Below are 13,576 nucleotides of genomic sequence, written 5' to 3' on the forward strand. Positions count from 1 at the left end.
ATGATTGTGGTCGGGCGTGCCTTCGACGGGTGGGGGACGACGCCGTCTTAGGCGTCCGCCCGGAGGACGTGGGAGTTCGCCCCCGGGGACGGGCCGGCGACGACCCGGTTCACGAGCTCGAGATGGTGGTGACCGTCGTCGAACCGATGGGCAACGAGAACGTCGTCCATCTCTCGTTCCCGGACGACCGGTCGACGGACGCCCTGGTCGCCGTCACGAAAGGGCGAAGCGTAGTCGACGAAGAGGACACCGTTGCCGTCTCCTGACTCGTTTCTCTCCCCGACTCGGCGTTCTCTAGACCAGAACGCTTATGCCCGGAAAGATTGTGACAGTCGACACATGGGCGCAAAACACCCGGTGCGGACCACCGAAAAGACGCTGGCCGTCGTCGAGGAGTTGCGGCAGCGGGGTCGCTGCGGAGTGACCGAACTGGCGAGCAACCTCGATATGGGCAAAAGCGGCGTGCACAACCACCTGACGACGCTGCAGGAGCACGGCTACGTCCTGAAGCGAGGTGACGAGTACCAACTCGGACTGAAGTTCCTCGAAGTCGGCGGCTACGTGCGCAAGTCGATGGAGTTCTATCAGGTCGCCGAACCCGAGGTGAAGGCGCTCGCCGACGAGACGGGCGAACTCGCGAACCTGCTCGTCGAAGAGCAGGGAATGGGCGTTTACCTGATGCGCTCGAAGGGGGAAGACGCCGTCGACCTGGACACGTACGCGGGGATGCGGGCGTACCTCCACACGACGGCGCTCGGGAAGGCCATCCTCGCGTACCTCCCCGAGTCCCGCGTGGACGAAATCGTCGACCGCCACGGACTCGAACGGGAGACGCCGAAGAGCATCGGCACCCGAGAGGAACTGTCCGACGCCCTCGACGACGTGCGCGAACGGGGCTACGCCATCGACGACGGGGAACGATTGGCCGGACTGCGGTGTCTGGCCGCCCCGGTGAAAGCCTCCTCCGGCGAGGTACTGGGCGCCATCAGCGTCTCCGCGCCGGCAAGTCGCGTCAGCGACGAGGACCTACACGGCGAACTCCCCGAACGGGTCCTCAGCGCGGCGAACGTGGTCGAACTGAACATCAACTACTGACGCGCCCCGTTTTCCAGCTCAGAACGGAACCGTCCCGTTCCGACATCACTCCCGATCGATTCGGGGCGCTCGCATCGCTGACGAGGGATGTTACGCTCGTAACATCGTAACGCGCCCTCGCTTCGGACCCGAAGAGCGTTCTGTAACAGAGAACGGGGGCTCACGAAAACGGAACGTCGGCCGTTCGGCACCGTCCCGGTGGTGGCGACGTAACTCGGACCGGGTTCGTGAGGTCGCCTACGGACCGACGCGAAGAACGAAAGCTGGCGTCACCGGGGCGGGTGACGCCGGGACAGCACGTTCGGAGCTACGATGCCGCGAAGCCGTCGACTGCACGTCCGAGACGAGAGTGACGGCCGTCGATATCTTCCCAGTTCGGTTATTCAGTTCTTTCGGTCGTCGGTGTTCCGCGGACGAAGTCTAAAACACGTAGTTGCGGGTGAATTGCGCCGCTGTTACGTCGACCTCGTCGAGATCGCTACTCGGCGCGGGTCCACACCTGCATCTCGCCGGGTTCTCGGTTGTCCCACGCGTAGTAGGGCACCATCCTCAGCCGTGCGGACTCGGTGTCCGTCTCGTCGTCGGGGCGGTACAGCGTTCCGTCCCACCCGTCCAGCGCCGGCACCTCGCCATCGGCCTCAAGGACAGTCACTCCACCGAGCAGGTCGTCGCGACGCTTTGCGTCGATGACGGCGTTCGAAGCGAGTGCGTACTGATGGAGCGGTCGATCGTTGTCGACCGCTTCGGCGCAGTAGACGAGCGGACCCCGTTCGACGGCGACCCGGCCCGCATCGCTCTCGACCGCCGGGTGGGCGCGAACCAGTTCGGTTTCCTGCCCGAAGCGGACCGTGATCCGGTCGCCGTTCCACTCGCCGTCGAGTTCGACGTAGGCGCCGTCGTCGCTCCGTTCCGCTTCCTCGCCGTCGATCGAGACGGACGCGTCGGTCGCCCACGCGGGGACCCGAAGGCGGATCGGGACCGCCTCGTCAGCGTCGACAGTGAGCGTAACTTCACCAGACCAGGGCAGCGAACTCGACTGGGTGAGTTCGACTTCGGTCCCGCCGACGGTCGTCGTTACCGTGCTGCCGACGTACTGGTTGACGGTGAGTACCCCGTCGACGTTCGAGTAGACGTACCGCCCGAGCGACGCGAACAGGCGCGCGGCGTTCGGCGGACAGCAGGCACAGGTGAACCATCCCTTGCGATGGTGGTCGCCCGAACTCTCCAGGGGGTTCTCGTAGAAGAACCGCGTCCCGTCCAGCGAGACGCCGGCGAGGAATCCGTTGTACAACGTCCGCTCGATCAAATCCGCGTACTTCGCCTCGCCCGTGAGTTCGAGCAGCCGTTGATTCCAGAAGATGCTCCCGATGGCCGCGCACGTCTCGGCGTAGGCGTCCTCGTTCCTGAGGTCGTAGTCCTCGCTGAAGCCCTCGTGCTCGCGTTCGGGGCCGATGCCTCCGGTCACGTACATCCGCTTCGTCGTCATGTTCTCCCAGAGGCGTTTCATCGACTCGAACAACTCCTCGTCGTCCGTCTCCGCCACGAGGTCGGTGACTCCCGCGAAGAGGTACATCGCTCGCACCGAGTGCCCTTCGACCTTCTCCTGTTCCCTAACGGGCGCGTGGGCCTGCGCGTACGTGCCGACGTACTCGCCGTCCTCGTCGAGGAACAGGCTCCCTCCGCCCGCGGCGGGGATGAGAGCGCCGTCGTCCCACGACCGGCCGCCGATTTCGTCGGAGTGCTCGAGTTCCCACTTGAGGCGGTCGTCGTGGCCTCGGAGGTCGACGAAGTACCGTGCGAGGTCCAGATAGCGCTCGTCGTCCGTAACCCGGTAGAGTCTGACGAGTGCGAGTTCGATCCCTTCGTGCCCCGGAACGCCGTCGATCTGGTCGCCGAAGACGTCGTCCACGTGGTCAGCGAAATCGACGGCCACGTCGAGCAGTGACTCCTCGCCGGTGGCCTCGTAGTGAGCGACGGCGGCCTCGATCAGATGACCGGCGCAGTACAGCTCGTGCATGATGTTGAGGTTCGTCCACTTCATCCCCGGCTCGACGAGTTGGAAGTACGTGTTGACGTAGCCGGAGTCCTCCTGTGCGGCGGCGACTAGCTCGATCACGTCGTCGGCCCGCTCTCGAAGCTCGGGATCGTCGCTCTTCGCGAGTTCGTAGCTCGCCGCTTCGAGCCACTTGTAGGCGTCGCTGTCCTGGAACCACATCCCTTGGAAGCCCTCTTCTTTCCCGTCGCGGGCGCGGCGGAAGTTCTCCAGCGTCCCCGATTCCTCGAGCTGTTCGTACTGGTATTCGACCGTCACGTCGCGGTTCCGGGTCACCCAGGGCGACCAGAACTCGTCTTCGATTTCGACGTCCGATAGCTCGATCTCGTCTGTTGTCTGCGTGTATTCACTCATCGTGTTTCTGTGGTGGTCTGCCGTTCGTTCGTCTGTCTATCCGGTGCCGCCAGCCGAGTGGTGCGGTTCGCGCCGGTGCGAACGATATCGCCGTCCCTCTTATTATGTTCAGGGGACTATCCGGGTCGTTTAGCCTGTTGTTCGGAGTGGTGTGGCGGGTGTACGTCTCCGTCATGACTGAATACGAGGCGATCGACGCCGAGAGAGAGAGGAGACGGTTCGGTTACTTCCCAAACTGCGTACCGTGAGAAAGACGGCGCGGCGGCACACCGACCCGCGTCCCGTCCGACGGTCGATGGCTCGCTCGGATTCAGCGGACGTTCGGGCTCAGTAGCTGTCGTAGACGGTCTTCTCGATGGTGTAGAAGTCGAGTCCGGCGTCGCCCTGTTCGCGCCACGTCTCCGAGGAGGAACGCTTGACGCCGCCGAAGGGGACGTGCAGTTCCAGACCGGTCGTCTTATCGTTGACCTTCACGACGCCCGCTTCCGCCTCCTCGACGAAGCGGTTCGCCTCCGTGTGGTCGTCGGTGACGACGCTCGCCGAGAGGCCGTACTCCACGTCGTTGGCGACGTCCAGTCCTTCCTCGAAGTCCGATACCTTGATGACGGCGACGACGGGACCGAACACCTCTTCTTGGGCGATACGCATGTCGTTCGTCACGTCGGTGAAGACGGCGGGTTCGACGAAGTACCCCTCTTCGACGTCGTCACCCTCGGGGACGCCGCCCCCGGCCGCGAGCGTCGCACCCTCGTCCTGCGCGATATCGACGTACTCCAGCGTGGAGTTCAGTTCGTCCTCGCTGACCTGCGGGCCCATCTCGTGCTCGTTGCCGGGGCCGATGTCGATGGACTCGGCGCGGTCGACGAGTTCGTCGACGAACTCGTCGTACACGTCCTCGTGGACGATGGCGCGGGAGCAGGCGGTACAGGACTGGCCGGTCGTACCGAACCCTCCGTTCGCGACGATGTCGGCCGCCTCGGCGGGGTCCGCGGAATCCATCACGACCGTCGGGTTCTTGCCGCCGAGTTCGGTTTGGACGCGCTTACCGGCGTCGGTCGCCTGCTCGTACACCATCTCACCCACCTGGCTGCTGCCGGTGAAGGAGACGGCGTCGGTGCCCTCGTTCTCGATGAACTCGCTGCCGACCGCGCTGCCGGGGCCGGTGACGACGTTGAGCACGCCGTCGGGCAGACCCGCCTCGTCGAGTGCGCGGGCGATTTCGATGACGACGCCGGGCGCTAACGACGCGGGCTTGAGGACGACGGCGTTGCCCGCCGCTAGCGCCGGCGCGAGTTTCCACGCGGGGATGGCGATGGGGTAGTTCCACGGCGTGACGAGGGCGGCGACGCCGACGGGCATCTCGCGCGTGTAGAGGTTCGTGTTCTGCCCGCTCGCGCCCTTCACGGTGCCGCCGAGGTCGGAGGCCTTCGCCGAGAAGTAGTGGAAGATATCTATCGCGCGCTGTACTTCGCCGGACGCCTCGCCGCGGGCCTTCCCCTCCTCGGCGACCAGTTTGTCGGTCAGTTCCTCCTTGCGCTGACCGAGGAGCGTTCCGGCCTCGCGGAGGATCCGTCCGCGTTCGGGGCCGGGCGTGTTCGCCCACTCCGCTTTCGCCGCGACGGCGGCCTCGACGGCCTCCTTCGCGTCCGATCCGTCGGACTTCTGGTACGTCGCGACGGTCTCGCTCGGATTTGCCGGGTTCTGCACGTCGATTGTCTCGCCGGTCTCCGACTCGACCCACTCTCCGTTCACGTAGTTTTTCGCTGTATCGGACATCACCTACCCCTTCACCATTCTCTCATACTACTCTTACGATTCTGTCACACCGTATCACGGTCGCCGGTCGCTCTACCCGACCGCAAGACGCCGTCCACTACACTTTTGCCGGTCGGCCCGAACCTCGGTACCATGTCAGTCGACGATTACCTACACGGTCTCCGCGACCGCGATTGGGAGGAGTTGGAGGAGGGGACGCTCCGCCTCGCCATGGTCGGTCTCGGATGGTGGACGCGCGAGCAGACGATTCCCGCAACCGAGGACTCGAAGTTCTGCGAGACGACGGTGCTCGTCAGCAGCAGTCGCGAGAAGGGCGAGGAAGTCGCTGCGGACACCGAGAGCGTGGCGGCGACGCTCACGTACGACGAGTTCGTCGACGGCGAGGCGGTTGACGAGTACGACGCCGTCTACGTCTGCACGCCGAACGCGAAGCACCTCCCGTACGCCGAGGCGGCCGCCGAACACGGAAAGGCCGTCCTCTGCGAGAAGCCGATGGAGGCGACGAGCGAACGGGCAGAGGAACTCGTCGCGGCCACCGAGGACGTGCCGCTGATGGTCGCCTATCGGATGCAGACCGACCCGCAGGTGCGTCGGATGCGCGAACTCGTCGCGAACGGCGCCGTCGGCGACCCGGTGCTCGTCCACGGCCACATGGGCCAACGGATGTTGGAGTTCGTCTCCGGCAGTCCCGACCAGTGGCGTCTCGACCCCGAACTCGCCGGCTACGGCGCGTCGGTGATGGACCTCGGGGTCTACCCGCTGAACACCGCGCGATTCGTCCTCGACGCCGACCCGGTGAGCGTGACGGCGCAGATGCGCTCGGAGGACGAGGCGTTCGAGAAGGTGCCCGACCAGTACGCGACGTTCACGGTGCAGTTCGACGACGGAACGTACGCCGCCTGCACCGCCAGTCAGAACGCCTCCCTCTCTGGACACCTCCGCATCGTCGGCACCGAGGGGGAGCTCTCCTTGGAGCACTCCTATCTCGGCATGTCCGACCAGCACCTCCGCTACCGAACGGCGGACGGACGCGAAATCGAGATAGAGGACGAACGCAGCGACGTGTTCGGCGACGAGATGATCGAGGAGTTGGACTACTTCGCCGACCGGGTCCTCAGAGGGGAACCGTTCGCGGCCGACGCCGAACACGGCCTCCTCGACATGCGGACCCTCGCGGCCATCTACGAGGCGGCCGAGACGGGCGAAACCGTGTCGGTGAACTGAGTCGAAGGACCGGCCGTACCAAGCGGACGACCGCGCGGACTTACTCTTTTTCTCCCTCTCTGCCCTGCCGTTCGAGGATGTCGACGAGGCGGTCCGCGAACTCGACGGTCCGGGCGGGAAGGCCGTACTTCTCCGTCGTCATGTCGTACTCGCGGAGTTCCGAGACCGTCTCGGGGGTGTGGTTCAGCGACGTCGCCGTCTCGCGCACGTCGACTTCGAGGACGCCGTCGTCGGTGTCCAACCACGGCTGCGTCCGCTGTCGCTCGTCGTACTCGATTGCGTACGTCTCGCCGCCGACGGCGTCCACCACGTCGTCGACGGTGCCGACTTCCAGTCGGTCCTCGTCCGCGACGAGAACGAGGACGCCGTCGACGCACTCCGGTTCGTATCGGTTCATATCGCCTCCGTCTCCCGGGAGTGCAATAACGGCGTCGCCTGTGCTTCGGCGTCGCCGCGCGGGTCCGTATCCACAAGCTTTACTATCGGCTTTGGGGATATACGCACGTAATGGTCGACTACGCAAAGCTACGCGACCCGAACGCGGAGTACACGATGCGGGACCTCTCGGCGGAGACGATGGGCATCACCAACGAACGCGGCGGCGTCCGCGACGCGGAGATAACGGACGTACAGACGACGATGGTCGACGGCAACTACCCGTGGATTCTCGTCCGCGTCTACACCGACGCCGGCGTCGTGGGGACCGGCGAGTCCTACTGGGGCGGCGGCGACGACGCCATCATCGAGCGGATGAAACCGTTCCTCGTCGGCGAGAACCCACTCGACATCGACCGCCTGTACGAACACCTCGTCCAGAAGATGTCCGGCGAGGGCTCCGTCTCCGGGAAGGTCATCTCCGCCATCTCGGGCATCGAAATCGCCCTGCACGACGTCGCCGGGAAACTCCTCGACGTGCCGGCCTACCAGTTGGTCGGCGGGAAGTACCGCGACGAGGTGCGCATCTACTGCGACCTCCACACCGAGAACGAGGCGGACCCGCAGGCCTGCGCGGAAGAGGGCGTGCGCGTCGTCGAGGACCTGGGCTACGACGCCATCAAGTTCGACCTTGACGTACCGTCCGGTCACGAGAAGGACCGCGCGAACCGTCACCTGCGCAACCCCGAGATAGACCACAAGGTCGACATCGTCGAGGCGGTCACCGAGGCCGTCGGCGACCGCGCGGACGTCGCCTTCGACTGCCACTGGTCGTTCACGGGCGGGTCGGCGAAGCGCCTCGCGCGCGCCCTCGAAGATTACGACGTGTGGTGGCTCGAAGACCCCGTGCCGCCGGAGAACCACGAGGTGCAGCAGAAGGTGACCGACTCCACGACGACGCCCATCGCCGTCGGGGAGAACGTCTACCGGAAGTTCGGTCAACTCTCCCTGCTGCAACCGCAGGCGGTCGACATCATCGCGCCGGACCTCCCGCGCGTCGGCGGCATGCGCGAGACGCGGAAGATAGCGGACCTCGCGGACATGTACTACATCCCCGTCGCGATGCACAACGTCTCCTCGCCCATCGGGACGATGGCCTCGGCGCAGGTGGGCGCGGCCATCCCGAACTCGCTGGCCGTCGAGTACCACTCCTACGAACTCGGCTGGTGGGAGGACCTCGTCGAGGAGGACGACCTCATCGAGGACGGTCGTATGGAGATTCCCGAGGAACCCGGTCTCGGCCTGACGCTCGACCTCGACGCCGTGGGGGAGCACATGGTCGAGGGCGAGGAACTCTTCGACGAGGCGTAACGAACCGGTCGGACGCGATCCGAACGCCGTTGCGGTCTCTTTTCTCGCGTTCGCGCCCTCAGCGACGGGTGCGGAACGGAGGGGGTGCCCCGCCTCAGAACGCGCTGTCGCCGAACCCGCCGTCGACGGTGGCGACTTCGCCGGTGACGTAGGAGGCGGCGTCGCTGGCGAGATAGACGGCCGCGCCGACTATCTCCTCGCGGTCGGCGACGCGTCCGAGGGGAGCGCGTTCGTCGATTCGCTCGCGCTTCTCCGTTCCCTCGGCGTACGTCTCCTCGTTCTGCGGCGTGATGACGAACCCGGGGGCGATGGCGTTCACCCGCACGTCGGGAGCGAGTTCCTTCGCGGACGCTCGGGTGAACGCCTCGACGCCGCCCTTCGCGGCGGAGTAGGCGGGAAGGTTCGACATAGCGAGGCTGGCCGCCAGCGAGGAGATGTTGACGATGGCTCCCGACTCGCTCGCTTCGAGGGCGGGCGCGAACGCCTGCGTGACCCGGCGGACGCCGTCGAGGGCCACGTCGGTCACGAAGTCCCAGTCCTCCTCGGAGATGTCGCGGACCGTCTCCCGGGAGATGGCCCCCTGCGAGGCGACGACGATGTCGACACCGCCGAGTTCCTCGACCGCCCGGTCGCGGACGCGTTCCAGCGACTCGGCGTCCGTCACGTCGCAGGTCACGCTCGCCGTGTCGACCCCGCGGTCGCGGATGGCCGCCGCCGTCGACTCCACTTTCTCCTCGCTCCGACTCGTCGCCACCACGTCCGCGCCTTCGCTGGCGAACCCGAGCGCGATGGCCTCTCCGATGCCGCTGGTGCCGCCGACGACGACTGCACGCTTGTCCTCGACGGTAACCGGCGTGTGCTCGTACGAATCCATACCTTCGACGACGCTCCCGTCGCTCTTTATGCCTGTGGTTGCCGACCGGCCGCCGGTGCGGAACGGCCGAGGGCTGTGCCGACCGACACGCTGATTACCCTTCCGCCGGGAGTCGAACCTATGCGAGGACTCACCAAGACGAGCCGCAGTCACGGTTCGCTGGAACTCGTCGACGTCGAACGGCCGACACCCGCTGCCGACGAAGCGCTGATAGAGGTCGACTACGCGGGCCTCTGCGGAAGCGACGCCGGCATCTACGAGTTCGAATCGGCGTTCGAGCGGATGGAGTTGCCGAACGTCATCGGCCACGAGTACACCGGGCGCGTCATCGAAGTCGGTGACGCCGTCACGAAGTTCGCGGTCGGCGACCGCGTCGTCGAGCGCCCGATTCGGGGCTGCGGCGACTGCTACCAGTGCGAAATCGGCGAGGAGAACGTCTGTCAGAACGCCGTGATAACGGGCGTCGACCACGACGGGGCGTACGCGGGTTACATCGCGGTCCCCGAAACGGCGCTCCATGCCGTACCCGACGGCGTCGATCCGAAGCACGCGGCGCTGGTCGAACCGACGAGCATCGGCGCGCGCGCCGTGATACAGAACTCGCGCGTGGGAGCGGGCGACCGCGTGTTGGTCGCCGGTCCGGGACCCATCGGCCAACTGACCGCCCAGATAGCCGACGCGCAGGGCGGCGACGTCGTCGTCGCGGGCGTCGGGCAGGACACCGAGTACCGCCTCCCGTTAGCCGAGGAACTCGGCTTTCAGACGCTCAACGTCGAGGCGGACGACATGGCGGCCCGCCGGGAGGAACTGACCGACGGCATCGGCTACGACGTGGTGTTCGATACGACCGGCCACCCCTCGGGGCTGACCATGGCCGTCGAGCAGGTTCGGAAAGGCGGACAGATCGTGCTCGTGGGACAGACGGGGGAGACGACGATGCCGTACTCGCCGCTCGTCAGGTCAGAAATCGACCTCCAGTGTTCCTACGCGTCGATGTACGAGGACTTCGAGAACTCGTTCCGACTCATCGAGTCCGGCGACGTGGACCACGCGACGTTCCTCGACGACCGCTTCAGCCTGCTCGATGCAGACGAGGCGTTCGAGACGTTCCTCTCCGGCGGCACCTGCAAACCCGTGTTCGACGTGTCCGTGCTGCGGGAGTGAGAAGCGAGCGGACGGACACGCGACCGCTCGGACGACCCGGACGCGAACGGCGGAACTCCCGGGTGCGACACCCGTTCTTCACCTCGACGCGCGCCGGACGGTTCGAGGTCCGTAGAGTGACCTCTTAGGTAATCCTCTCGGATTTAGTTTCAGTTTCAGTAATTAGACTAAAGAACATGCTATTGAATAAATAAAAACTATTTTCCGATGCGGAGCAGAAGCGCAGTTCGAGATATGGTAGTCGAGTTTGCGCACAGTCCGCTGCTCACATTCGTGGCGGGCCTCCTGCTGGTCGTACTGTTCTTAGTCGTCTGGGACCTCCCGGCGTTCGTCGGACTGACGTTGGCGGCGTTCTCCGTCGGCCTCATCAACGCCGCGTTCGTGGCCGATTTCTCGCTGGCCGACGCGGCGACGCGGACGGCGACGGCGTTCGGGAACGGGATGGCCGGCATCGGCATTCCCATCCTGATGGCCGCCATCATCGGAAAGGCGATGCTCGAGGCCGGGTCCGCACAGCGCATCGTCCGCGGTTTTCAGTCGGCTCTCGGCAAGGACAACAGCGAGTACGCCCTCTGGGGAAGCAGCACCGTCCTCGCGATTCCCGTCTTCTTCGACAGCGTTCTCTTCCTGCTCGCGCCCCTGGCCCGTTCGATGCGCGCGCGCCGCGGGAAGAACTACGCGCTGTACCTCGTCGCCGTCGGTGCCGGCGGTTCCGCGGCGCACGTGTTCATCCCGCCGACGCCCGGTCCGCTGGCCGTCGCCAGCGCAATCGGCGTCAACCTCGGGATGACGATGCTCGTCGGCGTCGCCGTCGCCATCCCGTCCGCGACGGTCGCCGGACTCGTGTTCGGCCACTGGATAAACAACCGAGTGGAGATACCCCTCCGGGACGCGATGGGAACGAGCACCGAGGAACTGATGGAGCGCGCGAACCGCTCGGCCGAGAACATCCCGGGCGTGTTCGAGGCGGCGCTCCCGATACTCCTCGCCGTCGTCCTCGTGGCGTCGAAGACCGTCGTCGACACCTTCGCGTCGGTGTACCCGGTTCTCGGGACGTTCGAGGCCACTGTCGCGTTCATCGGGAACAAGAACGTCGCGCTGACCATCGCGGCTATCGCGGCGGCGCTGACCTACCTGCGGTGGTCCGAACTGACGCGCTCGCAGTGGGAGGACGAACTGACGGAGGCGCTGAANGCTATCGCGGCGGCGCTGACCTACCTGCGGTGGTCCGAACTGACGCGCTCGCAGTGGGAGGACGAACTGACGGAGGCGCTGAAGAGCGGAGGCAACATCGCGGCCATCACGGCGATGGGCGGCGCGTTCGGCGCGCTGTTGGCCGCCTCGGGAATCGGTTCTTACATCGCCGGCAGCCTACAGGGCCTCGGCATCGGCCTCCTCATCACGGCGTGGCTCATCGCCGCCATCATCCGCGTCGCGCAGGGTTCTGCCACGGCCGCGATGCTCACCACCGCCGCCATCATGGCGCCGCTGACTAACCAACTGTCCGTCCACCCCGCCTACCTCGTGATGGCCATCGGCGCCGGCGGAATCATCTGCTCGTGGTACAACGACTCCGGGTTCTGGCTGATGAAGGAGGTCGGCGGCCTCACGCAGGCGGAGACGCTGAAGACGTGGACGGCGCTGACGACGGTCCTGTCGTTCACCGGTATCGCGTCCGTCCTCCTGTTCTCGACGCTCTTCCCCCTGTCGTAGCCTCCACCGCCGAAATCCCCGATACTCTTTTATTCACATCTGTTCATCACTGCGTATGCGATACTACCGACTCCCCGGTGGAGAGTCTCGGCAGCGCTCGGATTCCCTCGTCGTCGTCGACGACGAAGAGAACGCATATGACCTGACGACGGCCTCGGACGACCTCGGCTCGTTCACGGCGCTAGCCCGCGCGGCGAACGCCAGCGACCGGTCGGTCGACGATATCGCCCGCGACCGGATCCCGGACGCCGTCCGCCACGACCTGAGCGACCTCGACGGTGAGGCGCTCTTGCCGGTCGTCCCCGATGAGGTGTGGGCGGCGGGCGTCACGTACAGCATCAGCGAGCAGGCGCGCGAGGCCGAGAGCGGCAAACCGGAGGTGTACATCGACGTCTACGACAGCGAGCGACCCGAACTGTTCCTGAAGGCGACGCCGTCTCGGACGGTCGGTCCGAACGACGCTATCGGCGTCCGCGGCGACTCCGAGTGGGACGTCCCCGAACCGGAACTCGGCGTCGTCCTTCACCGCGAGCAGGTTGTCGGTTACACCGTCGGCAACGACGTGTCCAGTCGGGATATCGAGGGCCAGAATCCCCTCTACCTCCCGCAGGCGAAGGTGTACGACCGCTGCTGTTCGCTCGGTCCCTGCGTCGCCACCGACGAAGTCGTCACCGACCCGCACGACCTCTCGATGTCGCTCACCATCGAACGCGACGGGGAGGTCGTCTACGAGGACTCCACGTCGACCAGCGAGATGGCGACCACCTGCGAGAAACTGGTCGAGTACCTCCGCCGTCACAACAACCTCCCGGAGACGCTGGTGCTGCTGACGGGGACGGCGCTCGTCCCCCCGGAGTCGTTCACGCTCAGTGAGGGTGACACTGTCTCCATCGACATCGACCGCATCGGTCGCCTCGTCAACGACACCGTCACCGTCTGAACGGCCGAACGCGACCGACACGGACCGGCGAGCGTCGTCGGACTCCTGACGGCGGGAGCGACGTGAACTCAACGGACAGGACTCGATTTTTCGTGGACCTCTGCGGGCGTTCGGCGAATGCTCGCCCTCGTCCGTTCTCTACGTCGGAACGGATCGTTTTTTCCCTCGAATCCAACAGCAGCCGAAACGTCGGAATAACTCGGATGAGCGCCCTCCCTTTCGGAGGATGCTCCGGTCTCTGCTCTCGGAACTTCCAATCCGTTCTGAAATGGAGAACATACTTCCGACCTCCTCATTCGGACGCTCTCATACACATTACGAACGTAGTACTGTAACGGTATCCGCGCAGGAACTATCCCCCTACTGGCTACCGTTGGTGAATCCGACTGCACAAGAGACGAGGAGATACGATGGGCAGTTTTCTCTCTCGTTTCATCGCTCTGCTCGCTCGATAAACGTCTGCGGCGAACCGCGGGAATTTCCGAACACCGTTCTCTAATACGGAATGGCGGGAACGTGCGAACGGGATCCGCCGGACGACTTGAATAAATATAATTGTAATATCCTTTCTTCAACTCGATTCTCACAATAGCATTTTAATATCTACTTCTAAAGGCTAGTCTACACTATTTATATT

At 65.2% G+C, this 13,576-nt stretch carries 11 protein-coding genes; 7 read left to right on the plus strand and 4 right to left on the minus strand.

Features of this window, described 5'->3' with window-relative positions; all coding sequences use genetic code 11:
- Positions 1-29: 29 nt before the first annotated feature.
- Together C474_RS14925 and xacR are read left to right on the plus strand one after the other, a co-directional pair.
- Positions 30-266, plus strand: coding sequence for a TOBE domain-containing protein (locus tag C474_RS14925; protein ID WP_008388278.1), 237 nt, complete (start codon positions 30-32; stop codon positions 264-266).
- 73 nt (positions 267-339) lie between these two features.
- Entirely contained in the window at positions 340-1,095 is a 756-nt protein-coding gene (xacR, locus tag C474_RS14930) for an HTH-type transcriptional regulator XacR (RefSeq protein ID WP_008388280.1), read from the plus strand.
- Positions 1,096-1,573: 478 nt separating this feature from the next.
- Here xacR and C474_RS14935 read toward each other — a convergent pair whose 3' ends face one another.
- Together C474_RS14935 and xacF are read right to left on the minus strand one after the other, a co-directional pair.
- A complete protein-coding gene (locus tag C474_RS14935; protein WP_008388282.1) occupies positions 1,574-3,502 on the minus strand; it encodes a glycoside hydrolase family 127 protein in 1,929 nt (642 codons plus the stop codon).
- 327 nt (positions 3,503-3,829) lie between these two features.
- Positions 3,830-5,278, minus strand: a complete 1,449-nt coding sequence (gene xacF, locus C474_RS14940; RefSeq protein ID WP_008388284.1) for a 2,5-dioxovalerate dehydrogenase — start codon at positions 5,276-5,278, stop codon at positions 3,830-3,832.
- A gap of 132 nt (positions 5,279-5,410) precedes the next feature.
- Here xacF and gfo6 point away from each other — a divergent pair, with 132 nt between their 5' ends.
- Complete coding sequence (gene gfo6, locus C474_RS14945) at positions 5,411-6,502, plus strand: D-xylose 1-dehydrogenase Gfo6 (protein WP_008388286.1); 1,092 nt, start codon at positions 5,411-5,413, stop codon at positions 6,500-6,502.
- 40 nt (positions 6,503-6,542) lie between these two features.
- Here gfo6 and C474_RS14950 read toward each other — a convergent pair whose 3' ends face one another.
- On the minus strand, positions 6,543-6,899 hold the full coding sequence (locus C474_RS14950) for a hypothetical protein (RefSeq protein ID WP_008388287.1): 357 nt from the start codon (positions 6,897-6,899) through the stop codon (positions 6,543-6,545).
- A 110-nt stretch (positions 6,900-7,009) separates the two neighbouring features.
- Here C474_RS14950 and C474_RS14955 point away from each other — a divergent pair, with 110 nt between their 5' ends.
- A complete protein-coding gene (locus C474_RS14955; protein ID WP_008388289.1) occupies positions 7,010-8,248 on the plus strand; it encodes a mandelate racemase/muconate lactonizing enzyme family protein in 1,239 nt (412 codons plus the stop codon).
- A gap of 94 nt (positions 8,249-8,342) precedes the next feature.
- On the opposite strand, the gene C474_RS14960 is transcribed toward C474_RS14955, so the two are convergent.
- Positions 8,343-9,122 carry an SDR family NAD(P)-dependent oxidoreductase gene (locus C474_RS14960; protein WP_008388291.1) on the minus strand — a complete coding sequence of 260 codons (780 nt, stop codon included), beginning with the start codon at positions 9,120-9,122 and terminating at the stop codon, positions 8,343-8,345.
- Positions 9,123-9,242: 120 nt separating this feature from the next.
- On the opposite strand from C474_RS14960, the gene C474_RS14965 reads away from it, so the two are divergent.
- From C474_RS14965 to C474_RS14975, 3 genes are all read left to right on the plus strand, one after another.
- On the plus strand, positions 9,243-10,286 hold the full coding sequence (locus C474_RS14965; protein ID WP_008388293.1) for a zinc-dependent alcohol dehydrogenase: 1,044 nt from the start codon (positions 9,243-9,245) through the stop codon (positions 10,284-10,286).
- A gap of 234 nt (positions 10,287-10,520) precedes the next feature.
- The gene (locus C474_RS14970; RefSeq protein WP_008388295.1) at positions 10,521-11,999 is read left to right on the plus strand and encodes a GntP family permease; all 1,479 of its coding nucleotides are present in this window, start codon (positions 10,521-10,523) and stop codon (positions 11,997-11,999) included.
- Between the two features lie 55 nt (positions 12,000-12,054).
- Entirely contained in the window at positions 12,055-12,939 is an 885-nt protein-coding gene (locus C474_RS14975) for a fumarylacetoacetate hydrolase family protein (protein ID WP_008388297.1), read from the plus strand.
- Positions 12,940-13,576 lie beyond the last annotated feature (637 nt).

Source organism: Halogeometricum pallidum JCM 14848 (assembly GCF_000337095.1).
Taxonomy (GTDB): Archaea; Halobacteriota; Halobacteria; order Halobacteriales; family Haloferacaceae; genus Halogeometricum; species Halogeometricum pallidum.